The sequence below is a fragment of the Robertmurraya korlensis genome (assembly GCF_023715225.1).
Lineage (GTDB): Bacteria > Bacillota > Bacilli > Bacillales > Cytobacillaceae > Robertmurraya_A.
On the sequence record NZ_JAMBNS010000008.1, the window covers coordinates 170,761 to 194,449 of the forward strand.

General features: G+C 40.6%; 16 protein-coding genes. 6 read left to right on the forward strand and 10 right to left on the reverse strand.

The genetic code is table 11. From position 1 onward, the window contains the following. Positions 1-139: 139 nt before the first annotated feature. Complete coding sequence (gene celB / locus M3175_RS15585; RefSeq protein ID WP_251520709.1) at positions 140-1,483, reverse strand: PTS cellobiose transporter subunit IIC; 1,344 nt, start codon at positions 1,481-1,483, stop codon at positions 140-142. A 709-nt stretch (positions 1,484-2,192) separates the two neighbouring features. Here celB and pulA point away from each other — a divergent pair. Then, complete coding sequence (gene pulA / locus M3175_RS15590) at positions 2,193-9,563, forward strand: type I pullulanase (protein ID WP_251520712.1); 7,371 nt, start codon at positions 2,193-2,195, stop codon at positions 9,561-9,563. A gap of 47 nt (positions 9,564-9,610) precedes the next feature. Here pulA and M3175_RS15595 read toward each other — a convergent pair whose 3' ends face one another. Continuing rightward, positions 9,611-9,895, reverse strand: a complete 285-nt coding sequence (locus M3175_RS15595) for a hypothetical protein (RefSeq protein WP_251520715.1) — start codon at positions 9,893-9,895, stop codon at positions 9,611-9,613. A 75-nt stretch (positions 9,896-9,970) separates the two neighbouring features. On the opposite strand from M3175_RS15595, the gene srtD (M3175_RS15600) reads away from it, so the two are divergent. Continuing rightward, complete coding sequence (srtD, locus tag M3175_RS15600) at positions 9,971-10,558, forward strand: class D sortase, LPxTATN-specific (RefSeq protein ID WP_251520718.1); 588 nt, start codon at positions 9,971-9,973, stop codon at positions 10,556-10,558. Between the two features lie 76 nt (positions 10,559-10,634). Here srtD (M3175_RS15600) and M3175_RS15605 read toward each other — a convergent pair whose 3' ends face one another. From M3175_RS15605 to M3175_RS15630, 6 genes are all read right to left on the reverse strand, one after another. Continuing rightward, the gene (locus M3175_RS15605) at positions 10,635-11,246 is read right to left on the reverse strand and encodes a DUF2059 domain-containing protein (protein WP_251520721.1); all 612 of its coding nucleotides are present in this window, start codon (positions 11,244-11,246) and stop codon (positions 10,635-10,637) included. Positions 11,247-11,358: 112 nt separating this feature from the next. Then, complete coding sequence (locus M3175_RS15610) at positions 11,359-12,810, reverse strand: zf-HC2 domain-containing protein (RefSeq protein ID WP_251520724.1); 1,452 nt, start codon at positions 12,808-12,810, stop codon at positions 11,359-11,361. After that, positions 12,807-13,298, reverse strand: coding sequence for an RNA polymerase sigma factor (locus M3175_RS15615; protein WP_251520727.1), 492 nt, complete (start codon positions 13,296-13,298; stop codon positions 12,807-12,809). Before M3175_RS15615 ends, M3175_RS15610 begins: the two co-directional genes overlap by 4 nt. Positions 13,299-13,433: 135 nt before the next feature. Further along, positions 13,434-14,048, reverse strand: coding sequence for a PH domain-containing protein (locus M3175_RS15620; protein ID WP_251520730.1), 615 nt, complete (start codon positions 14,046-14,048; stop codon positions 13,434-13,436). A gap of 120 nt (positions 14,049-14,168) precedes the next feature. Next, positions 14,169-14,363: a hypothetical protein gene (locus tag M3175_RS15625; protein WP_251520733.1), complete on the reverse strand. Its 195-nt coding sequence runs from the start codon at positions 14,361-14,363 to the stop codon at positions 14,169-14,171. Positions 14,364-14,891: 528 nt separating this feature from the next. Then, positions 14,892-17,102, reverse strand: coding sequence for an N-acetylmuramoyl-L-alanine amidase (locus tag M3175_RS15630; RefSeq protein WP_251520736.1), 2,211 nt, complete (start codon positions 17,100-17,102; stop codon positions 14,892-14,894). A gap of 449 nt (positions 17,103-17,551) precedes the next feature. Here M3175_RS15630 and M3175_RS15635 point away from each other — a divergent pair, with 449 nt between their 5' ends. The 4 genes from M3175_RS15635 (at position 17,552) to M3175_RS15650 (ending at position 21,724) form a co-directional block, all read left to right on the forward strand. Then, entirely contained in the window at positions 17,552-18,208 is a 657-nt protein-coding gene (locus tag M3175_RS15635) for a 5-bromo-4-chloroindolyl phosphate hydrolysis family protein (RefSeq protein WP_251520739.1), read from the forward strand. Next, the gene (locus tag M3175_RS15640) at positions 18,205-19,404 is read left to right on the forward strand and encodes a toxic anion resistance protein (protein WP_251520742.1); all 1,200 of its coding nucleotides are present in this window, start codon (positions 18,205-18,207) and stop codon (positions 19,402-19,404) included. Before M3175_RS15635 ends, M3175_RS15640 begins: the two co-directional genes overlap by 4 nt. A 432-nt stretch (positions 19,405-19,836) precedes the next feature. Further along, a complete protein-coding gene (locus M3175_RS15645) occupies positions 19,837-20,499 on the forward strand; it encodes a hypothetical protein (protein ID WP_251520747.1) in 663 nt (220 codons plus the stop codon). Positions 20,500-20,515: 16 nt separating this feature from the next. Beyond that, positions 20,516-21,724: an efflux RND transporter periplasmic adaptor subunit gene (locus M3175_RS15650; RefSeq protein ID WP_251520750.1), complete on the forward strand. Its 1,209-nt coding sequence runs from the start codon at positions 20,516-20,518 to the stop codon at positions 21,722-21,724. A gap of 35 nt (positions 21,725-21,759) precedes the next feature. On the opposite strand, the gene srtD (M3175_RS15655) is transcribed toward M3175_RS15650, so the two are convergent. Then, positions 21,760-22,404: a class D sortase, LPxTATN-specific gene (srtD, locus tag M3175_RS15655; protein WP_371321702.1), complete on the reverse strand. Its 645-nt coding sequence runs from the start codon at positions 22,402-22,404 to the stop codon at positions 21,760-21,762. Then, a complete protein-coding gene (locus M3175_RS15660) occupies positions 22,404-23,555 on the reverse strand; it encodes a processed acidic surface protein (RefSeq protein ID WP_251520756.1) in 1,152 nt (383 codons plus the stop codon). The genes srtD (M3175_RS15655) and M3175_RS15660 overlap by 1 nt, the downstream gene beginning before the upstream one ends. Between the last annotated feature and the right edge of the window lie 134 nt (positions 23,556-23,689).

Genomic DNA, 23,689 nt, shown 5'->3' on the forward strand with positions numbered 1-23,689 from the left:
ATTGAGCCAACCCTATTTTTGTAAAATTGTCCACTCCACACGTACAAAACCAGTAAAACTGTCCACGAAGGGTGACAGACACCACTCGTGGACAAAACAAGCCATTTGTCTTTTTAGGGTGTCTGTCACCACAACACAACTACATATTCACAGTGTTTTCTGTAGATGATGTATTCGTAGCGGCGCCTTTCTCTTCTGCGAGCTTCTGCGTGTCCCACATTTTAAAGAATGGGAAGTAGATGAAGAAAGATACTACGATGATGGCCAATTGAAGAATGGCACCTGAGATACTGCCTGTGATGATATAACCGTTTAGGATAGGAGGCATGGTAAACGGAGTTACAACACCGATTGGTTTTGCTACCAATCCTAAATCCATGGAAACAAACGTCATAATAACCGCAGCAACAGGAGCTAAGATAAATGGAATCATCATAATTGGATTCAGAACGATAGGCATACCAAAGGTAACAGGTTCATTAATATTAAAGATTCCAGGTCCAATACCAAGGCGCCCTAACTGTTTCATCTGCTGGCTTCTTGCGAAAAATAGCATGGCTAGTACTAAAGAGAGAGTTGTACCAGATCCACCGATAAAGACAATATCATTAAACTCGTTTGTTACAATATTTTTTACAGGTTCTCCAGCTTCAAATGACATCGCATTTTCTTGTGTCAGAGTTAACCAAACCGGTAAGATAACTGCGTTAACGATGTTTGCTCCGTGTAAACCTAAGCACCATAACATTTGAATAAGTATAAATACAATAATTGTTCCAACCAAGCTTGTGCCAAGGCTGGTTAGTGGCTGTTGTAAGAGGACGGATACAACATTGTGAATGCTACCGAAGTCACCGATGTTTTCTACAAGCAAGCGTAATCCCCATGCTACAACAACGGCTACAAAGGCTGGTATTAAGGCAGAGAAGGATCTTGAAACAGCAGGAGGTACTCCATCTGGTAACTTAATGACAATATTCATTTGAGTAATTTTTCGATATATTTCGGTTGATAGGATGGCAATGACCATTCCAACGAATAAGCCTTTACTTGTAAAAAGTCCAGTATTATAAGCATTTTCCATGATGTCTGCACCAGTATTTGGATCTTGTCCAATCACATAGCTAGTAAAAGGGGATACAACAAAGTAAGCAGCAAGTGAAATGGCAGCCCCAGCCAGTGCATCGAGCTTATAGCTTTCAGATAAACGGTAAGCAACCCCAAATGTAGCGACGAGCCCCATGATCTCGAAGGTCCCTCGGTATGGATATAAGAGGCTAGTTTTAATGGTTGGGTGTTCTGCTAGAAAGTTAGTCCATGCAGTAATTGGGAAGTTAGCAATGATTAAAAAAAGAGAACCAATGATAATCAGCGGCATGGCTAGGATAATACCGTCTCGTAGTGCACCGAGATGTCGTTGGGCAGCCAATCTACCTGCCACAGGCATTACTTTTGTTTCTAAGAAGCTATTAAATTTACTCATCCTCTTTCCCCCTATGTTCGTCTTTAACTCACGTTCTAAGATCGATCTAAAAATATTTAATAGGTGAAAACTCTTCTGTTTTTCTGGATGCGACAAATAAAAACTTCATATGTTCGAATGTTCCCCGGATAACTAAATAACTGAAGATTCAGACATTCCGGTATGTAGGTGCTGGTGAAAACTGACAAGTACTTGTAAGTAGTATTGTAATCGCTTACAGCTAGTAAGGTAAATAAATAAAGTGGTTATAGGGATTTTTACCATCCATTGTCATTTATTCCAACTTAGAAACAACATGTTACCCTTAGGTTATCTAAATAATATTCAGCGTCGTTGGATAATTTGAAAATAAGTGTCCACTCCAGGAGGACAAAATGGGTGAAAGTGTCCACGAAGGGTGACAGACACCGCTCGTGGACAAATTGTATCTTTTTGTCTTTTTGTGGTGACAGACACCATAGAGGGGTGATATTATTAGGTTAGTAGTTTGTGAAAGCGCTTGCGCAACTTGTTGCACAGGATGCCAATTAAACTATTATCTCTTTTTTCATCATTTGTGCAATCGATTGCGCAAATTCCCAGCACCCTCTTGCAACAAGAAGCTACATAAAGTACCAAGTTAGTACCACATTTTCCAACAACATCACCAAGGTTCACAGCTAGTCAGCAAGTTAGCACCACCCGTAAAACAAAATAGGAGGAGAAGCGATTGAGTAGGAAGAATATGAGGGCGTTCTCGATAGTGATGGTTATTGCTCTTCTACTTCAGCTAGTTTCAGGAAGTGGATTGTATACAAGAGCAAACGCCGAAACCACACCAGCGAGCCCGATCATCCATGAAGACAATAGCGTTACCTTTAACTATGTAAGTAAAGGGGAAACGGCCGTTTATGTTTTAGGCTCATTTAACAGCTGGTCCACAGAAACAGCGACCCCAATGACCGAATCAAACGGTGTATTCACCGCAACAATACCAGCTTTACAAGCAGGAGACTACCAATATAAGTTTCTACTAAACAACAAAAGCTGGGATCAAAGTACGGCGGATCCACTGAATACCAATCCGAAAGCGGGAGATAACTCTACTTTCCGTATCGGACCACCACCAGCGACAGCATCAAGTCCGATCATCAACGATAATGGCACGGTCACATTCCAGTACTTAGGTCAAGCTGACCGCGTGCGTGTCGCAGGCAGCTTTACGAGCTGGGCTGACAATGCAAAAGAGATGACGAAAAACGCTGAGGGCGTATGGCAGCTCACTACAGAGCTAGCTCCAGGAACCTACGAATACAAATTTATTCTAGGAGACAGCAACTGGATCACCGACCCAAGCAACCCGAACCAAGCGAACGGAAACTCCGTCGTTCATGCACCAGGCCTCATCATCAACGCACCAGCCACAACTAAAAAAGGCCAATCGGTCACTCTCTCTGCGAAAGCACTTAACGAAAAGGGAGAACAGTCCGACGTGACTCCACAATGGAGCCTGAAGGACGGGAGAGACGGAATTACGTTATCCAACAACAGTTTAACGATCGCTGACACGTACTCCGTTCAACCGAACGACAGCATCACCGTCCAAGCATCACTAGACGGAAAAAAGGCAGAAAAAACGATTCAAATCCTTAGCACTTCTTATTCTTATACCATCAATTACTACCGTTTTGACGGTGCCCAAAACAATTGGGATATGTGGATTTGGGAGGATGGAAAAGACGGAGCGGCTTATCCATTCACCACAACAAAAGATGGATTTGCCCAAGCAACATACGAATTCTCATCCAAATCCATCAACATCATCACAAGACCAGGAAACTGGACGACACAGGATGTAACACGAAAAATCGAAATCAAAGACGGAGACTCTGTTGAAGTTTGGCTCACCCAAGACCAAACCGAAGTGAGCTATACCAAGCCAGACTTAACCGCAGCAATTCAAGCGGCATTAATGGATGCAAAAAACAGCATCACCGTGTCTGTTAACAAAAAGCTCACAGATGACACCATATTCACACTAACAGATGTCGAAGCCAATAAAGACATCGCAACAACAAGCACAAAGCTAAGTGACACAAAAGTGAAGCTAACCATCACGGACCCTTCACAAATCGATGTAAGAAAGCAATACCAAGTCAATGCAACCGGTTACCAACCTACAAAGGTTACGATGCGTAATGTCCTGAACGATGACCAATTTTACTATGATGGAAAAGATCTAGGGTACACGTACTCACCAACACAAACAACGTTCAAGCTTTGGGCTCCAACCGCCCAAAAAGTAAGCGTTGCCATCTATAACGACCAAGGCACATACGAAGGGGCGTTCGTCACCGACAACACGAACGGGACAGAAACCCTAATGACCCGTGCCGCAAACGGCGTGTGGTCACACACACTAACCGGTGACCAAAACGGAAAATATTATATGTACAAAGTCGAGTTCGCGGACGGAACGACCAACTATGCGGTTGACCCGTATGCCCGCTCCACTTCGCCTAACGGTCAACGGACCGCGATCATCAACTTGGATGATACGAACCCAGCAGGTTTTAATCCGGAATCCAAACCAGCGTATGTGTCGCCAACTGATGCGATTCTATACGAGCTGCACGTGCGCGATTTTTCCATAGATGAAAATTCAGGCATGACCAATAAAGGGAAGTACAAGGCATTCACCGAGTCGAACACGACGGGGCCAAATGGCGTCAAAACAGGTTTAGACTCACTCAAAGAATTGGGAGTGACTCACGTTCACTTATTACCAGTCTATGATTTCGGTTCCGTGAACGAACGAACCGTCAATGACCCATCTTCCACTGATCCAAAGTTCAACTGGGGCTATGACCCGATCCACTTCAACGTACCAGAAGGATCGTACGCAACAGACCCAGCCGATCCAACTTCCCGCGTGACCGAGTTCAAGGAAATGGTTCAAGCGATGCACAACAAAGGCATTCGTGTCGTGATGGACGTCGTGTACAACCACACGTACATCCCTGAAGCAACCCAGCTTTCGGGCGGTTCTCCATTTGATAAAATCGTTCCGGGCTACTACTACCGTACGGACGATGCCGGAAAAATTACGAACGGTTCGGGCACAGGAAATGAAGTCGCGTCCGAACGACCGATGGTTCGTAAGTACATCAAAGACTCCGTGAAATACTGGGCTACTGAGTATGGTGTCGACGGCTTCCGCTTTGACTTAATGGGCTTAATCGACCGTCAAACGATGAGCGAGTTAACGAAGGAGCTGAAGGAAGAGGTTGACCCGAGCATTCTGGTTTATGGCGAGCCATGGACAGGCGGATCGACAAGTCTTGATGCTTCCTTACAAAACTTCAAAGGAACGCAGAAAGACCAAGGATATGCGGTATTTAACGACAATATCCGTGGCGCGATTAAAGGTGGAAGTGACGACGCGTCTACTGGTTTCGCAACAGGCGCAACCGGGAGGGAAGCGGACGTTGCCCAAGGTGTTATCGGTTCGATCACCGACTTTACGAACCGTCCATCTGAAAGCATCAACTACGTGACTGCGCATGACAATTTAAACCTGTGGGATAAAATGATGAAGGTCGCGCACCAGGATATCACGACAAATCCGCATGCGATTATCACAGAGGACAATGCCCTTCAAAACGAATGGGTCAAACGCAGTCTACTAGCCAATGGCATCGTGCTTACCTCACAAGGAATTCCTTTCCTCCATGCAGGGGAAGAAATGCTGAGAAGTAAATACGGTAACCACAATAGCTATAAGAGCCCAGACAGCATCAACCAAATTCGTTGGGAGCTGAAGGACCAATACAAGCCAGTGTTCGATTATTACCAAGGCTTGATCGAGCTACGTAAAGCGCACCCAGCGTTTAAAATGAACACAAAAGCAGCAATTGAGCAAAATCTGCAAGTGTATAAAACTGACGACAATATCGTCGCATTCCAGTTGAAAAACTATGCGAACAACGATTCTTGGAAAAATATCGTCGTCATTTACAACGCTAACAACGCAGCAAAGGAAGTTAGCCTTCCAACCAGCACGTCCTGGAATGTGGTAGTCGACGACCAAGCAGCCGGTGTCGAAACGCTTCGCACGATCAATGGGTCAAACGTAACCATCGCTCCATTATCCATGATGGTGCTGTACGATGAGGCAGAAGGTGAATACACACCAACGGTCACAAGCATCGAAACGAGCACAACGAGCTTTGCAATCAACCCAGGCACAACGAAAACAATTACCGCTTACGTGAAAGACCAAAAGGGCCGCATCATGCTCGACCAGAACATCACATGGACATCATCAAACCCAGAAGTAGCAACCGTCGATGGTGGGAAAGTCTCCTCTGTGAAAAATGGGACAGCAACGATTGTTGCCGCAGTTGGGGATGTGAAGGTGGAAATTGAAGTGACGGTCGCCACACTCGCACCGAAGAGTATCACGATTTCAGGCGATAAATCCGTCTACGAAACCTACACAGCTCAACTATCGGCACTAGTCCGTGACCAGTTCAACCAAGAAATGCTTGGCGCAAAGGTTACTTGGACATCGTCTGACGAAGCCATAGCGATTGTGGATGGAACGGGGAAGGTATCCGGCCTAAAGCCAGGAACCGCAACGATCAAAGCAAAAGCAGGTGACGCAGAAGCAACAATTGCTTTAACAGTAAAGAAAAACGTGAAACGCTATGTTCGCGTGAAATACGTGAGACCAGATAAGGACTTCACCTACTGGAATCTGTGGGTATGGAATACAGGCGTGAAGAACGACCAAATCGACTTTACGGAAATCAAAGGCGACACAGCGATTGCCAACATCGAAATCGCACCAACAACCGAATCCATCGGCTTCCTCATCCGAAAAGGAACCGACTGGGCAACAGCAAAAATTTCACCGGACAGTGACGACCATGTCGTGAAAATTGACCGCGATGAAGTCATCACAAAGGTAACCGTGGTCACAGGTGTGGCAGGCCAAACTGTCGTACCAGCGGTCAAAGGGCCAGTTTTAGAAGATGGAAATGTGACGTTCTACTATCGTGATGAAGAGTTGTACCAAAACGATCTGATGCACACGATTGAAGATGTGAAGGTAAAGGTCGGAGCTCAGGAATACGTGATGACGTATGACGAGAAGAATGAGTATTTCTATTATACGTTGAAAAATCTTGACCCAGGCACATACGAGTATAGCTTCCTTGTCACAAAGGATGGAAAAACAACTGAGGTGACCGACCCGAAAAACACCGTTGATGGCAAATCGGTGATTGTATATACCGTGCCAAAGGTGACAATAGAAGGTCAGGTCTCACCAGGAAAAATACAGCATAACGAAAATGCCGTATTAAAAATCAACGTGACAACCGAACAAGAGGTTACTTTTAAAGAAATGTACGTCGATTTAACGCCGCTTGGTGGAAAATCAAAGTTCATGATCGACCCGCAGCTTCAAGCGGTCACGATCGGAGTGAAGGATTCCGTTGCTGCAGGAATCAAGAATCTGACAGTAACAGCGGTGGACGAATTCGGAAACCGACACAACCAAACGGTACCAGTCGAAGTTGCACCACGAACGTACCAAGGAGATCTTGACTTTGATTGGGATGAAGCGCGAATTTACTTCATGCTCACCGACCGTTTTAAGGATGGAGACGCAAGCAATAACCCGGTTGGATACGATCCAAACCACAGTGAAGCGTACCATGGCGGGGACTTCCAAGGTATCATTGATAACTTGGATTACTTAGATGACTTAGGCATCAACACCATCTGGATTTCACCAATCGTTGATAATATCGACTTCAATAAAGGTGTCGATTTTAAGACGAGCCCAGGTCTAGAAGCCAAGCAATACGCGTACCATGGCTATTGGGCAAAGGACTTTATGTCTCTAGATGAAAGCCTAGGTGATATGGAAACCTTCAAAAAGCTCATCGAAAAAGCGCACGACAAAGGTATCAAAATCATGGTGGACGTTGTGTTAAATCATGCGGGGTACGGTATGGATACCATCGAGCCAAACTGGCAAGGTCAAGCAGGCCTGCCAACGGCTGAGGAGCAAGCGGTGTTAAAGGATATGCTTCGTACCACAATGGAGGACCCAACTGTTCGTGGAGAACTAGACGGACTTCCTGACTTCAAAACCGAAGATCCAGCCGTTCGTGCAAAAATCATTGAATGGCAAACGGCTTGGTTGGAAAAAGCAAGAACGGACAGCGGAGAAACAATCGACTACTTCCGTGTGGACACCGTGAAGCACGTCGAAGAAACCACATGGATGGCGTTCAAAAATGCGCTAACTGAAATCAGCCCGAGCTTCAAAATGATCGGTGAATATTGGGGTGCAAGCGTCACGAATGACGGAGGCTACCTGCGTTCTGGACAATTGGACTCGTTGCTGGACTTTGATTTTAAAGAAAAAGCTAAGAACTTTGTGAACGGTGATATTAGCGGGGTGGAGTCGTATTTAGTGGAGCGTGATGCTCGCATTGACAACACAGGTACTCTTGGACAATTCTTAAGCTCACATGACCAGGACGGCTTCTTGTCTGAGTATGTGGGAGGAGATGTGGGCAAGCTGATGGTCGCTGCCGCCCTTCAAATTACGTCCAAAGGTCAGCCAGTGATTTACTACGGAGAAGAGCTAGGGAACTCCGGCAAATCCAGCTGGGAATCTAGCAATGGTGTCGTATCAGCATTTGCACAAAACCGTGACTCCATGCCATGGGAAAAGCTTGAAAGCGGAGACGAAACAACGGTTAAGCTGCATGATCACTATACGAAACTACTAAATATTCGTGGTGATTACTCGAAGATTTTCTCAAAGGGTACCCGAATGATGGTAGCTGGCGGAAACGCAGAGAAGTACTCCATCACGAAGCGTGAGTACCTTGGAAAGAAAATCTATGTTGGATTGAACACAGTAACAGAAGCGAAGAAGGTCACGTTTGCCGTGGACTTTGAGCCGGGCACGGTGCTTGTAGATGAGTATAGTGGAGTGAGCTATACGGTTTCTGGCACGAAGGAAGTAGCTGTGGATCTGGCATCTCGTGATGCGGGAGGAACGTTTGTATTAGCGGCTGCGAATTCTACTGGTGAGCCGGGGGATGGCGAAGATCCTGGCGATCCGGACGATGGTGAAAATCCAGGTAACCCAGGTAATGGCGGGAATAACCCGGGAACACCGGGTAACCCAGGTAACGGAGGCAATAATCCAGGAACACCGGGCAATCCAGGAAATGGCGGCAATAATCCAGGAACACCGGGTAACCCAGGTAACGGAGGCAATAATCCAGGAACGCCGAGCAATCCAGGCAGTGGTGGAAACAATCCGGGGACACCAAATAACCCAGGTAATCCTACGGTACCTGGCAATCCCGGAAAACCAAGTAATCCTGAAACCACAGAACAAAGCAACGTAATTATAAAACCAACCGTCAAAAATGGAGTAGCAACCATCACAGATGCTGATGTAGCAAAAATGGTTCAAAACGGCACATTAACGGTGGAGGTTCGTAACGATTCAGTAGAATTAAGCTTAACCGCAGCTCAAATTAAAGTGCTAAAAGAAAAGGGTGCGAAGATTGTTCTTTCTAATAGCAAAGCAACATTAACCATTCTAGCTTCTATTTTGCCAAATGGTGCAGTGAAAATAGAGATGAAGCGTATGAAGGATATGGATGATGCAATCAGTGCGGTCTATGATTTCAATATTTACGATGAAAAGGGCAAGAAGGTCTCACGTTTTAGCGAAGCCATTACGGTAACCTTCAATGTGGGAGCACAGGCAAACGGAAGTAGTCTGGATGTGTATTTTTATAATGAAAAAACGAAGAGGTGGGAGCTTGTTCCTGGCGCTGAATACAAAAATGGAAAAGTAAGTGTTCCAACCACACACTTTACGACTTTCGCAGTCTTTAAGAAGGATATGTCGAAGGTAACAACAGCACCTTTAGCAGGAAAAATATTACCAAATACAGCAACAAACTTCTATAACATCCTATTGTTAGGATTTGCATTCCTCTTTATGGGATTGACCCTGTTTGGTGTGAACAGAAGAGATAGATTAAGAAGGAATTAGAATGATTGAGGAAGGGAGTCTCTCAGAGTTGAGGGATTCCCTTTTCACTAGGAACCTAGTTTGGAACGGAATATGGATAATACAACGAGGTTTACCAATGATATCAAAGCTATTGCAATACAATAGTATATAACACCAAGACCTTGACTAATTCCATCCGTTTCAGTTAAAAACCACCAGACACTAGCAATTCCTAAAATAACGATATTGGTGAAAACCGAGAGCATAACAGGTCTCCGTAGATTAGTTGAATTCTTTAATGAGAAGCGGCCAATCAGTAACGATAAGACTAGGGAGAAGAGCATAAATGCAAAAAATAATACTAGCTTCATTAAGTTTTCCTCCATCTTTTTTCTATAAGTATATAACAAATTTTAACAGAAAATTTTATAAACATTACTATAATTATGAGGAGAGGAGGACTGGTCCAGATTAAGTACATTATCTATTTTTTCATTTTCTTAGGGTTGGGGATTATTGGTTATGCCGGTTATCAGATTCTTCATTCGAATATACAAGCAGAGAAATCATTGAAGGAAGCAAAAGGGAAAGTGGAAGTGCAGGATGACCATGAGGATGAATCAGATTTTGAGCCAGTGGTTGGGGAAGTGGTGGGATTGCTTTCTCTTCCAAAAGTAGAATCAGAGTTAGCGATTGTGGAAGGAACGGATCCAGACGAACTCGCGAAAGGTGTTGGCCATTACAAAGGTTCATTTTTTCCAGGGCAGGGTGGACAAATTGTGTTATCCGGGCATCGTGATACCGTTTTTAAAAGGGTAGGGGAGCTTGTACTTGGTGATGAGCTTGTGATGAAGATGCCTTATGGAGAAGCTTCGTATGAGATTGTAAATACAAAGATTGTTAATGCAGATGATACGAGTATAATAACCTTGCAAAATCAGGAAGAGGAGCTGATTCTTACGACCTGTTATCCGTTTGGGTATGTGGGTGATGCTAAGGAGAGGTATATTATTTATGCGAAGGCAAAAAACTAAAAGGTTGGTGCTAAAGGCAGCCAACCTTTTATGTACTTTTTTACGTAAGGTTTAGGTTTATAAAAAACAAATATAATTATTTAATGATTGTAAAAAAAGATCCTGTAAGAACCGAACCACCAGAGTATTCAAAATCTACCGTTTCCTTAGTGCCGATGTTTCCAGAAACGGTCACTTTGTTGTAATCTTTATAGGTGGATCTGGCAAGCTGTAGATATTCATCGAACCCGATTTCAATGTTTTTATCCACTGACTTATGATAGGAATAATCACCTGAATTAAATGACCAGGTAAGATTTACAGCTTCTTCACCTGCTGCGGTTTCAATAGGGTAGTAGTATTTCCCCTTCTTATCATATACCCATTTCACATGAGTCATACTTACTGCTTGATTTACCGATACTGTCCCTTTTTTCGTGTCAAAAACGACTTCGGATTTTGGAATAATAGCTTGACCATAAGTATACTCATCTTTCTCAAAATTGTACTTTTCTAAATACAAAATATATTGATCTTTGTTTTCATAATCAGTTGTTAGATTTACAAAGGTGTCAGTTGTCCCTTCGCCACCGTAAAACATGGCTGCGTTAATTGATGCTTTTTGTACAGGAGAATTACTTTGAGCCATTGCTGGTCCAGCAATTAACATGAATAAAATGGTAAATAGTAACACTTTAAACTTTTTCAATGAATACACCTCCAGATTATGGAAACCTAAACCTGTATTCTATTGTACTTTATTTGGGACAAGATGTACGTAATAAAGGTTCGACAAATTCCTGCAAAAAACTATAGTCATATTAATAGATTGGTATATAAGGTCTTTCAACAACACCAGTCTCTGCATTAATATAAACCCCATTTTCTTCCCCTTCAAATACATAAACAAGAACGTAATCGGCAGTTACGGCAGAATATATGATGCCTTTTCCAACCGCGTTCCCTTTTTTACCCGAAATTTGTTCAGCCTTGTTTTCCATTTCTTCTTGAGAAAGCTTTTCCTCATAATTCTTTGTGAAAAACTCTTTCGATAATAATGATGTCTTCGCTGATAACATAAAAAATTGGCCAGTATCTGCATCAAATTCAATCACAAATGGTTCTGATATCGGAAAATACATTTTATATTCTCCTGCAATAGGAGTGAACCAAAATCTAGATGACTGACCATCATTTACAGGCCTTAGTTCAAAATTGGCAGTCTCCCCATAAAGAGACTTAAGCATGTTATTAGCCTCTTCTGTTAATTCTTCGGTATTCTTTGACTTTTGACCCATTAATTTGTTTGTGTTATTTGTAGCAAAAGAAATAGCGCCTGAATATCCGTTAATTACTCCACTTATTTCAGTTTTTCCATCTTCTAGGTCAAAATTATAATCACTTTCATTTTCATTTAGATTTTTCTCCAACTGAATGTTGCTATCCTGGGCATTGAATGCGGATGTTATAATCTCCTTTAGTTCATTCTCATTTAACAGCTCCATCTCCGAAGGAAGTTTGTGGTAACTGTTATAAAAATAAGCTAGTTCTTCTATTTGGTTAATGGGGCTAGCAATTCCTTCAACATCCAAGATTTCAAAATACGAACTGTAGCCATGGTGAAAATCCGTATATTCCTCTTGGACACGTTTAAAAAGAGTATTTGTATACCTTTGTAAGAGTTCAATGGCCTCACGGTCTGTTTCATCCTCTAATCCTTGGTTTTTTCGTTCCCTAAGGATTGCAGCCATTTCATCTAACGCTTGAGTGTTCACAATAAAGTGGTAGGAGCTATTAGCAAATCGGATGCGTTCTAACCAACCCAATTCATTACCCAAGTCAATGATATCGTCCATTTGATAAGAAAGCAGCTCTCTATTGGTGTCGATCTCGTATGGGTTTTTAGCGATAATATTTAGTGATTCACTGTATAGATACATCCCGTTCATTAAGGTAGCTATTTTCTCTCGGTTAGCAGCATACTGGTTAATAGCAGTCACAATAATGACGGCTGCAAGAAGACCAGCAACTAATTTCATTCTTCGTAATCGAAAACTTAATCGAATACGGTCATCCAAATCCTTACTTGGTGTTTGTTCATTTTCTTCGTAAAAAGGGGATACGTCAGAAAAACCTGTTCCTTCTTGATACAATCTCCTGCAATTACTGCAAAACCTTAAGTGTTCCTCTATTGCACGACAGTTCTCCTGTTTTAACTCATTTTCTACATATAACGGATACAAATCCTCTACAAGACTACAATTTAGTTTCATCGTCCTTCCGCCTCTCCTTCCAGATAATATTCCATGAATTTCTTTTTTGCCCGATAGATTCCTACCTTGATGTTCCCTTCAGTCTGATTTAGAATATATGCCATATCATTTATTGAAAAACCTTGATCTCTAAGAGCCAATAGGGAGCGTTCTTTTTCAGAAAGTCTTTGAAAGGTTTGCTTCACTATTATCACTACGTCCATATTATGAGTTGTATCACTTGCTGGAGGTTCACCAGACTCTGGATAGGGAATCTCATTCTGTCTGGCTAATCTCATCGCTTCATTTATGTATGTATTTCTAGCAATCTTAAAAAGCCATGTTTTAAGGGAGGACTCACCACGAAACCGCGCATATCCCTTGAAAGCCTTAATAAATGTATCATGTGTTAGTTCTTCAGCAATGGAGCGATTTCGACACATATTGTTGAGATAGCGGAAAATGGGTTCTTTGTATGCCTGATACAGCTCTTCAAGCGGATCTGTCATGTTTCTCTCTCCTCCCATTGGTAATGACAAACGAAAATGGAAAAGGTTACAAAAAGATCATAATCTTTCTTTTAGTTTTTTAAAATTAAAATATAAAAAGAACCACACAAATGTGTGGTTGCTAGCAATAACTTACTAATTATTGATATACTTCTCAAACACATCACCAAAGTCCTTCTCATGGTACTGCTCACGAATAGACGTTAGCCAGTTGAAGCCAAATTCAGTAAGCTCTTTATATTGTTGAGAAAGCTTTAATTCCTCTGTGCGAGAGTTTTGAAGAATTGCAACAGCCTTCTCTAGACTTTCGTTCGCCAAGCTAGTAACAACTGAATTCTCATAAGTAGTCTCGGAGATTCGTAGCAACGCCTTATACAGATCCTTCAGCTTTTCCATTTGATCCTTTTGAACATCAATATCAAATTGAACATCCCCCAAGCGGAATTTTATCTCCACATCCATGTCAAGCTTTCCGGCCGTTTCCAATGTTACATTTGAAATCTTGTGCTGAGAATAGGGATAACGATACAAAGTACGTTTAGAGGATGCAGCACTTTGACCATCAACATGAATCAATGCCAAATTCGTAAAGCAATATTCATCTGCCTTTGTCTTGATCAAAAAGTATATTTTTTCATTGTCTTCGTGCATCACATAATCGTCAGCGTCCGTCTTATCAAAGTCTCTTGGATCAATAATTTTTCCAATATCCGATAAACCCAAAGCATCAGCAGCAATTTTTTTAAACAACTCCATCATCTCCCTGGAAAATATGTACTATTCCATTTTAATTCCAAATGGAGAATTTATGAATACTTTTTAAGGTAATTATCAATAGCAAAGCCAGACTCTAAGAGTCCGGCTTAATAATTAATATTTCTTTTTCCCTGCCAAGAACATAAGGCCATGATAGATAAGAGCTAAAGCAAAAATGAGGACAGTTAAAACTCCAATGCCGTCAATTAGTGGATTAAGCGGCGCTAAGAAACCGCTTACAGGAACGCGTAATAGTCCAAAACCAGCAAGCATAGCAGCTAAGAATAATAAAGGATAACTATTCAACATAAATCCCTCCTTTCAATAGTATGTATATTCATGTAGTGGGACATATGTTAAAGAAGTTCACAAAATTTTGCTGAAAAGGTGGAATATATACAGGCTAACTGGCATAGTGGCAAATCCTAAATGGTTCATTATTCTGAGGTATGACTTGTAGACATTGCCTGTGACCGAAAGCTAATGGCTTTTAAAATAAAGATTTTGTCCTGAGCAGTAAGCATCTTCCAGCTTTTGACCTTAATCTTCACAAGACCACTCCTTTGTATTTGTCACTTCAACCTAGGTATCAAGTACTGTTTATTTACCACCACCTAAATCTAAATAAACAACAAAAACTTCAACAAAGTTTGACAAATTGGCAAAAAAACAGCATCAGTCAGTAAAAGACTGATATTTGTTGGGCACTATTCACGAATCTCAAAATTTCTTCAAAACAGCCTCTCCTAGTGCATACAAGCTATCAATGGTTTTAATAAATGAAAAGAGACTAGAAACCTTTTGTTTCTAGTCTAGACACATGAATATTTATACACCTTAGTATATTCTAAAATACTCAACTACTCCATCAGAGATAGCCTTTGCTAATTTTTGTTGATAAGAGCTTGTCACTAATTTTTGACGTTCGTTTGTATTGTTAATGAATCCAAGTTCAATCAAAGTGGCAGGCATAGCGGCTTCACGAATAACTGAGAACGCACTGCCATCTGTTCCACGATCATTTGCACCGGTATATTGAATCATATTATCTTGAATCAAATTAGTAAGAGTTACACTCTTTTTAATCCTGTCACTGTTATTATGCATATCTTCATTAATTTTTGAAGGATAATCAGGATTGTATTCATAAAAGTAAGACTCAATACCATTAGCAGAAGTTGTTCCAGATCCTGTAGAGTTTACATGAATACTAATAAATAGATCTGCTTTTAGATCATTAGCCTTTTGTGAGCGATCTAATAGAGATACATAAGTATCGTCAGAACGTGACATGTAAACTTTATACCCTTGAGCAACGAGTAAAGCTTTAGCTTTATTCGCAACAGCTAGGTTTATGTTTGCTTCTTGATATCCACCAGCTACTGCACCAGGGTCATTGCCCCCGTGTCCAGGGTCTAAAAATACCTTCAATGGTTCTTTAAACGCTTGTGTAGCAGATACTGAAACACTTTGACCTTTAAGTACCAATTTAATTTCTATTGCTTCTAATCTTTTTCCAAGGCCTTCCGTGCCGGCTTTCATTCCATTTTTAGCCCAGCCTAACCAACCGAAAGTCTGGGAGTGGACACGATAATAAACATCATAATACTTTGCTATGTCGCCAGTTAAATTAATCTTAATGGCTTCCAATCGCTTTGCTTGACCAGAAGTTCCAGAAACTTGCCCGTTAGATACTTCATTTATCCACCCATAAGATTGTACATGGGTTGAATAAGTAATACCGCCACTGTAAGGGAGGTTTTCTAAATTAATTTTTATGGCTTCAAGTCGTTTAGCCTGTCCTGAAGTTCCACTCATTGCACCATCTTTGACAGGTTGTAACCATCCGTATGTTTGAACATGGGTAGTATAAACTACTGAAGTTGGTGTTATATAACGTCTTTCGGAGGAACCAGGTGCCTGTTCTCCCTTTTTAACAAGCACGATTTCTATAGCTTCAAGTCGCTTAGCAAGGCCAGAGGTACCAGATGATTCTCCATTTTTAGCCCAACCTAACCAACCAAAGGTTTGTGCATGAACACGATAATACACATCATAATGGGTTGCCATTTCTCCTGTTAATTTTATTTGAATAGCCTCAACCCGTTTGCCTTCTCCAGTTGTGCCACTAATACTACCCGCAGGTACATTAGACATCCAACCATACTTTTGAACATGCGTTGTATAGGTTAATCCTCCAGAATAAGGAGTATTTTCTAAGGAGATTTTAATTGCTTCTAACCGTTTTGCTTCGCCTTCAGTACCAGAAAGAGCACCATCTCTTACAGCTTCTTGCCACCCAATTTTTTGTATATGGGTTGAATATGTTATTGATGGTACTTTGTTTGCTACAGTTGTGGTAGTAGCCGGGGTACTAGATTTACTGAATCTTGTAAGTGGCTGAACTTCCTTTATACTTTTTGTTGTTGGAGTAGCTTTTACCTCACTAACTGCATTAGATTCTATAGTTGTTGTATCTTTAACAATATTTAAAGAATCATATTTTTCCTTTGTAATAACAAGCTTTTCACCACTTTGTCCGGATGAGTAATAAATTAGACCTTTATTTTCAATGACAGTATCATATTCATCAACCGTTTTAACTTCTTCGATGGAAGTTCCATTGTTGTTTTGTACGACGATAGTGGATGAGTCCGTTAATTCTTGAGTGGTCACTATCTCGGATTTAAATATATCAGCAACAATTATTCTATAGTTGATAATTTCTGTCTCATTTAAAGGCAACTCATTAAGTTCTTCGTTTACTTTCAGTGTGATGTCTTCTGTGGAATTTGAAGAATCAACAGAGGTTATATTCCCATTAACTGTTGTCTTTGAATCATCTGCCCAACCAGTTAATTTCAAGGTAATATTCCCATTCACTATTACTTCTTTTTCTTCTCCATTATATTGAATGAAAAAGTAACTCGAGTCCTTTTGATAGTTATCTGTATTAGGACTTTCAAGAGCATAAACAAGGGTTCCATTTGTAGAGAATATGAAACCTATTAAAAGTGTCCAAAATAAAAATAAAGCTTTTCCCTTCATATCCATCTCCCCGTCAGAATTTTAACAGTATAACTATGTTAGTCTAGCATAAAAAATGAGGAGGTAGATTAATAACTTGAAATTTTTATACAAAAAATAACAAATTCCGCAGAATTACATGACTACTATGAATATAAGACAACCCTACAAAGAAGTGTCCACTCCACAAGGACAAAACCCATAGGTTTGTCCACGAGCGGTGACAGACACCCTAAAAAGACAAAACACCCAAAAGTGTCCACGGAGGGTGACAGACACCCAGTCTCCCCATCGCTCTCAGCCTTGAGACCTAGATGCAAATACAAAGGAAGTCCATTTTGAACCTGGTCAATTTCGGGTATATTGGTTATAAACAACCTACACATAGATTCACTTAAACATGAAACCTTTTTAACAAATCGTTCGTATTACTTAGCATAGAAATCCCGAGAGGTCAGGAGTCGATTACAGTGAACTTCTTAATTGCAGTGCTTATATTTGTCTTTATCTCCATTCCAGCGGCCATTACGACTTGGCTAATTAGCTTTTTGGCTTTGAATAATGGGTTCCTCACAGCATCAGGTATTTCACTTGCTGCAGGTGTCGTAGCTTATTTGATCGCCAATGGAATCGTAAAGGCAAAAACATTCAAGAAATATAACATCTCGCGTAAAGAGTATGTATACATTAGAAAGAACCTAAAGGAAGCGAAGCCTAAGCTTCATAGATTAAGAAAGGCTTTCTTCCAAGTAAGAGATGTCGCAGCCTTTAAACAACAGCTTGACACACTACGAGTAGCAAACAAGATTTACTCAATCACTAAAAAGGAACCAAAGCGCTTTTATCAAGCGGAACCGTTCTACTATTCACACTTAGATTCAATGGTTGAGCTTGCAGAAAAATATGCTTTCCTATCTACACAACCAAAAAAGAACTCTGAATTGCTTATTTCTCTTCAAGATACAAAAATTGCTCTACGTGACCTTTCACATGTGATTGAAGAGGATTTAAACCAAGTGCTATCGAATGATATAGATAAACTGAACTTTGAGCTGGATGTGGTGAAGAAAATTACTCTTAAGCCGAAGAATCTAGACCCGAATGAAGAAAGTAGGAGAATCAAATGACAAATCGTAACACAGAGCCGCAATTACAACGAGCAGCATCTAGCAGCAATATGTTAGACGATTTGCTCGGAAACCCATTTGCTGATCCGATTTCAGCACAGGACCAACCCATTTTAGCTACGCAACAAACAGATAAGCCATTAAAGCTAATTGATGTCATCCCACCGGAGAACAGGGAGAAGGCATTCCAGCTAGCCCAACAAATCGACCCGAAAAATCATCAAGCGATCATCACATACGGAACACAAGCCCAATCCAAGCTGATGACTTTTTCAAATTCGATGATTGAGCATGTGAAAAAAGAAGACATTGGAGAAGTGGGGGAGATCCTCTCTGACCTTATGAAGAAATTTAATGAGGTAAACCCCGACGAACTAAAGCCCGAAAAACGTACGATGTTCTCAAGAATGTTTGGGAAAATCCAAAACTCGCTCCAAGAAGTCCTGTCTAAATATCAGAAAACAGGTGCTCAAATCGACCGAATCAGTGTAAAGCTAGAGCGCTCAAAAAACACACTTATGAGTGATGTCGTGTTTCTCGAGAAACTATACGAGCACAATAAAGAATACTTCCACGCACTAAACGTATATATCGCAGCTGGGGAATTAAAATTAGATGAACTCAATCAATCGACCATTCCGAAGCTTAAGCAGAAGGCAGAACAGACTCAAGACCAAATGGCGTTCCAAGAAGTAAATGACATGATGCAGTTTGCAGACCGCCTAGACAAGCGTATATACGATTTAAAGCTCAGCCGTGAAATAACAGTGCAAAGTGCACCACAAATTCGCTTGATTCAAAACACAAACCAAGCACTGATTGAAAAAATTCAATCATCCATCATGACAGCTATTCCATTATGGAAAAACCAAGTGGCTATTGCATTAACTCTAATCCGTCAAAGAAACGCCGTAGAAGCTCAAAAGCAAGTCTCCAAAACAACTAACGAGCTATTACTCAAAAATGCGGAAATGTTAAAAACGAACACGATCGAAACAGCAAAAGAAAACGAGCGTGGACTAGTCGATATTGAGACGCTTAAGAAAACGCAAGAAAACCTCATCCAAACATTAGAGGAAACCATCCGCATTCAGCAAGAAGGTCGTGTCAAGCGTCGTCAAGCCGAGCACGAACTAGCTCAAATGGAAGACGAACTAAAACAAAAGCTACTTGACTGGGGTACCAACCCGCGCTAAAAGCGGGTGACAGACACCCCAAAAAGACAAAACTGACCAAACTGTCCACGGAGGGTGTCTGTCACCCTTCGTGGACAGTTTACCCTTATTTGTCCGCGTGGAGTGGACACTAGCGATAATACCGCCAGGGTATTCATCCACCAACCATTAATTTCTCACAATTAACTCGTCTATTTTCTTCTCAATATACATCAGATACCATTTTAAAATCGCCCAAATAGCCAATGAAATTTAACAAAAATTATGTTTAGGTAATAATAGTAATTAACCAATGATCTTAATTCATTTTGAGCAATGATCAGTTCTCCATTTTTCAACCACCTCCACGTCGGAAGTGGTCTTTTTTTGTCGATTCCGTTTCCAAAAAATATCAAATCAAGTAAAATAAAATGTAGGAATACCGCAACAAATGCCAAATTATGGAGGAAACATATGATCTATCGTGTACAATTGTTCCGCGGATTAAAGGACCCATACATCATTGGACACCAGTTGACAAAAGCAGAAAAAATAGAAGGAACTTGGAAGTATACGATCATCCTCACTTTCGCCAGTTTCCTACTCTACTCAATCAGTGCTTATCTTGGGATAGGAAGCGATATTCTATCAAAACAAATCTATCAGTTAACGAGCGCGGATTTTGAAGCAACCAAGCTTCTCTTTGCAATTGGCCAAGTGCTCGCTGGAGTTCTCGGTACAATACTATTCATCTTTTTCCCTGCGCTTGTATTCTGGCTCTTTTCTGATACCTACTATATGAAACTAGTTAATATCCAGCTCATCATCACGACCATCATCCTACTAGAAAAAGCAATCAGTATCCCATTTCAATATTATTTAGGTCTAGACCCGATGTCACTTCCATACTCACTTGGAGTCATTGCTCAGTATTTTACAGATTACCGGTATATCATCCTGGTCTTAGCACAAATCACATTTTTTCAAATTTGGGTTATAGTCCTCCAATATACATATGTAAAGGCAGTAATGGACAGAAGCAAATCGGTCGTACTAGCTATCGTCATCTCAACCAACGTGTGTATCTGGCTTGTTCTTGCATTATTTTCATATATTGATTTCGAAAAATTACTATAAAGGAGTTGCTAGATTTATGAACTGGAAAAAGTGGACAGTCATCCTTGTGGGTGCTCTATTCATGATCGGCAATCTCTACCTAATATATAAAAAGGATAGCGAAATCAAGAGACTCAGCCATGTGAATACATGGACAACCGTGAAAGAGCAAAATTTAGTAGAATCCAAAACAGATGAAGGGCTCATCACCCCTGTAGAAGAGGAATATATCTACTATGAAGAAAACACGGGTGACTTCGGTTCTTTTCTTGTAAAAGAAGGGGATCAAGTAGAAGACAATACGCCTATTTTAGAGCTGTCATCTGTCAATATTGATGCAGCCATTTCTCAAAAGGAACTCGAGATTTCAAAGCTGGAAGACGAAATTGATGCACTTGAAGATAACATCGACAGCTTAGATGATTTACTAAGAGACATCGAGAGGTCCACAACAGAAGAGAACGAGTCATCAAACACCATCATGGCCAACTCACTGGAAATTGAAATATATGAAAAAGAATTACAGTTAAGTAGATTAGAAGCAGAGTTAGATCAACAAGAGGAACAATTAGCAAGTATTGATGACAGCCTATCTAGTCTCACAATTAATAGCAGCATAACAGGTACAGTAAAAGAAGTTCGTCATGACCTGAACAATCCAATCGTTACAATCGCATCCAATGAGCTACAGGTGGAAGCCACCCTTACCGAAAAAGAACACCCAGCCATTGAAGAAGGGATGAAGGTATATATAACGTCGCCTCTTCAAAAAGACAGAATGGAAGGAACCATTACAAGCATATCAACTCTTCCAAAGGTAGAACCGAAGGAAAAAAAGGAGACGCAGTACACATATACCATTCAAATGAATGAGCAGCCAGGTTTCCCGATACCATTTGGCTCACATGTTGATCTGAAAATCGTTACGAATGTAATAAGTAATGCCTTAACCATTTCAACAAAAGGTATTAAGGAAAAAGGGGCAAAGTCGTACATCTATGTGATCATGTCAAATGGAGCGATTGAACGCCGTCAAATTGAAACAGGATTACAACTTAACCACGTAAAGGAAATAAAGGCAAATGCTACAAAGGATGAAAAAGTAGTCCTAACAGCAACAACACTGAAACACAACACGAAATTATACACATCACTCAATGTAAAGCAACTAGAAAAACAAGCATTCAAGAAACTAGGAAAGAAAGAGTCATTAAAATTAGCCGTAAAGGGCTTTGTAACCCAATAAGAAAAGGCAAACCAGATTCCTGGTTTGCCTTTTGTTTAGCTGCTAGATACGAGTGAAGCAACAAGAATGTACCGTTGTGGCGCATCACCGATAAAATCAAACGGATAACAAGTGGATACCGTTAAGGTTGCTTTCGGTTTTGGTACAATCACGGTACGGTCATCTGCATCCACAATCCGCACACGGTTCACTCGGTAAGTAAATTCACCCGCCGAAGTAGTTACGACAAGCAAATCCCCTTTGCCCACTTCACCAAGCCTTCGAAACACAGTATCACGATGACCAGATAGAACAGAGTTATCTGACTCTCCAGGAAGGACACTTCCCGCGAAATGTCCAACTCCTTTTTCTAATTCCTCTTCAGCAGTGCCATGAATAATGGGGAGAGTGGCTTCGATTTTTGGAATAACTAAATTTCCAATATTTTCACCAATCTCCGGCTTTTTGGAATAAAGCTCCTCATCTTGACCGGTAGAAGCTTGTACCTCTTCTGTGTTTGCAGCAGACTTAGTTTCGGTAAATTCAACCTGTCCCATTTTGTAAAGAAAGAATCCCTTTAGAAACTTATAACTATTCGTTCCACTAAAAAAAATTCCGAAAGAAATGAGCAAAATAGAAACCACTAGAAGGATGGGGGCCTTTTTTTTCTTTTTTCTATTTTTTTCTTTCCTACTTAACATCATTTTACAGATTCCCTCGTTCTAAGGCGTAAAAATAGAAAGGCTCCAACAATAACGAATCCAAAACCGATTAACGCTCTATCAACATAATTAGAGTCAGTGTTTGGTAGTTTTCCACCTTTTACAGTCTTAGCAACTGTTTTATTATTCGTAATAATTTCTTCAGCTTTTTGAATATCTTTTCCTGTCTCAGCAATAACCTCAGATCCAAACATGTCAGCCGTGAATAAAACATCTAATAGGAAATCACCACTAGTACTATAAACCTCTATTAACAAATCGTATCCCTCTGAAGAGGTCATCTTCATGAGAGACTCTATTGAAATAGCCGTTTTTACACCATCCTTAACAAGGTAGTATTTCGTTTGGATTTGAAAAATATTTTGTAAATCATTAAAAATATCTAGAAGCTCAGCAATTTGTTCTGCTGTTAGCTCTTCCACATTTTCAAACTCTTCTAATCCAATCATTCTTTCGCTCAGTTCAAGTAGAGCAGCTTCGTCAAAATCAATCGCTTCAATGTGAAGGAACAATCTCTCAATTTCTTCTTCAGTAAGTCCAATAGAATCAAATAGCTTTTGAATTTCCTCCAATGCCTCTCCATCTGTTTGATAGATATCGATAGCAATCTCTAAATCTTCAATATACTCATAATTCTCAATCGAATCATCAAACGTATTTAAGTATGCTTCTAATTCTTCTTTAGAACCAAATCCATACGCTTCCAAAAGATCCTGAAGATTATTTTCATCAATCGGGGTACCTACCCACTCATTTAGATAATAGTCTACATATTCACTTAGTTCTTCATTAAAAATTAGATAAGTGCCATCAAGAACATCCTGACCTTCTTCAATATCCCCATATTCTACAAGTAATTCATTTAATTCCTCACGAGTTAAATCAAACTCCACAAGTACTTGTTGAACACCTTCCTCTGATAGCGGAGTCCCTAACTCATCAACAGAATCAAAGTATTCTAAACCCCATTCCTTGCTTTCAAGATAATCAATGTAATCTTGCTTTTCCCAGCCGATTTCCTCCAGAAACGCATCTACTTCTGGGTCATTTTGCTCAAGGGCAAAAGCCTTCGTTGGGATGAAGCTAAAACCAATTGCTAGAATAGAAAGTACAATTAAAAACTGCCTCATAATTTCCTCCTAAATGGAAAAAGTATAGTACTAGAATAGTATAGTTTGAAAACGGTTATTTTGCTATAAGAACTTCTCAGTATTTGTAAAAAAATATAGAAACGACTCGAAACCTGTAAGGATGAAAAAATGTA

What these genes read in the sequence shown, in the direction of transcription:
- celB (WP_251520709.1), bottom strand. Translation starts at nt 1,483, where the DNA reads ATGAGTAAATTTAATAGCTTCTTAGAAACAAAAGTAATGCCTGTGGCA.
- M3175_RS15595 (WP_251520715.1), bottom strand. Translation starts at nt 9,895, where the DNA reads ATGAAGCTAGTATTATTTTTTGCATTTATGCTCTTCTCCCTAGTCTTA.
- srtD (WP_251520718.1), top strand. Translation starts at nt 9,971, where the DNA reads ATGAGGAGAGGAGGACTGGTCCAGATTAAGTACATTATCTATTTTTTC.
- M3175_RS15610 (WP_251520724.1), bottom strand. Translation starts at nt 12,810, where the DNA reads ATGAAACTAAATTGTAGTCTTGTAGAGGATTTGTATCCGTTATATGTA.
- M3175_RS15615 (WP_251520727.1), bottom strand. Translation starts at nt 13,298, where the DNA reads ATGACAGATCCGCTTGAAGAGCTGTATCAGGCATACAAAGAACCCATT.
- M3175_RS15625 (WP_251520733.1), bottom strand. Translation starts at nt 14,363, where the DNA reads ATGTTGAATAGTTATCCTTTATTATTCTTAGCTGCTATGCTTGCTGGT.
- M3175_RS15630 (WP_251520736.1), bottom strand. Translation starts at nt 17,102, where the DNA reads ATGAAGGGAAAAGCTTTATTTTTATTTTGGACACTTTTAATAGGTTTC.
- M3175_RS15640 (WP_251520742.1), top strand. Translation starts at nt 18,205, where the DNA reads ATGACAAATCGTAACACAGAGCCGCAATTACAACGAGCAGCATCTAGC.
- M3175_RS15645 (WP_251520747.1), top strand. Translation starts at nt 19,837, where the DNA reads ATGATCTATCGTGTACAATTGTTCCGCGGATTAAAGGACCCATACATC.
- M3175_RS15650 (WP_251520750.1), top strand. Translation starts at nt 20,516, where the DNA reads ATGAACTGGAAAAAGTGGACAGTCATCCTTGTGGGTGCTCTATTCATG.
- srtD (WP_371321702.1), bottom strand. Translation starts at nt 22,404, where the DNA reads ATGTTAAGTAGGAAAGAAAAAAATAGAAAAAAGAAAAAAAAGGCCCCC.
- M3175_RS15660 (WP_251520756.1), bottom strand. Translation starts at nt 23,555, where the DNA reads ATGAGGCAGTTTTTAATTGTACTTTCTATTCTAGCAATTGGTTTTAGC.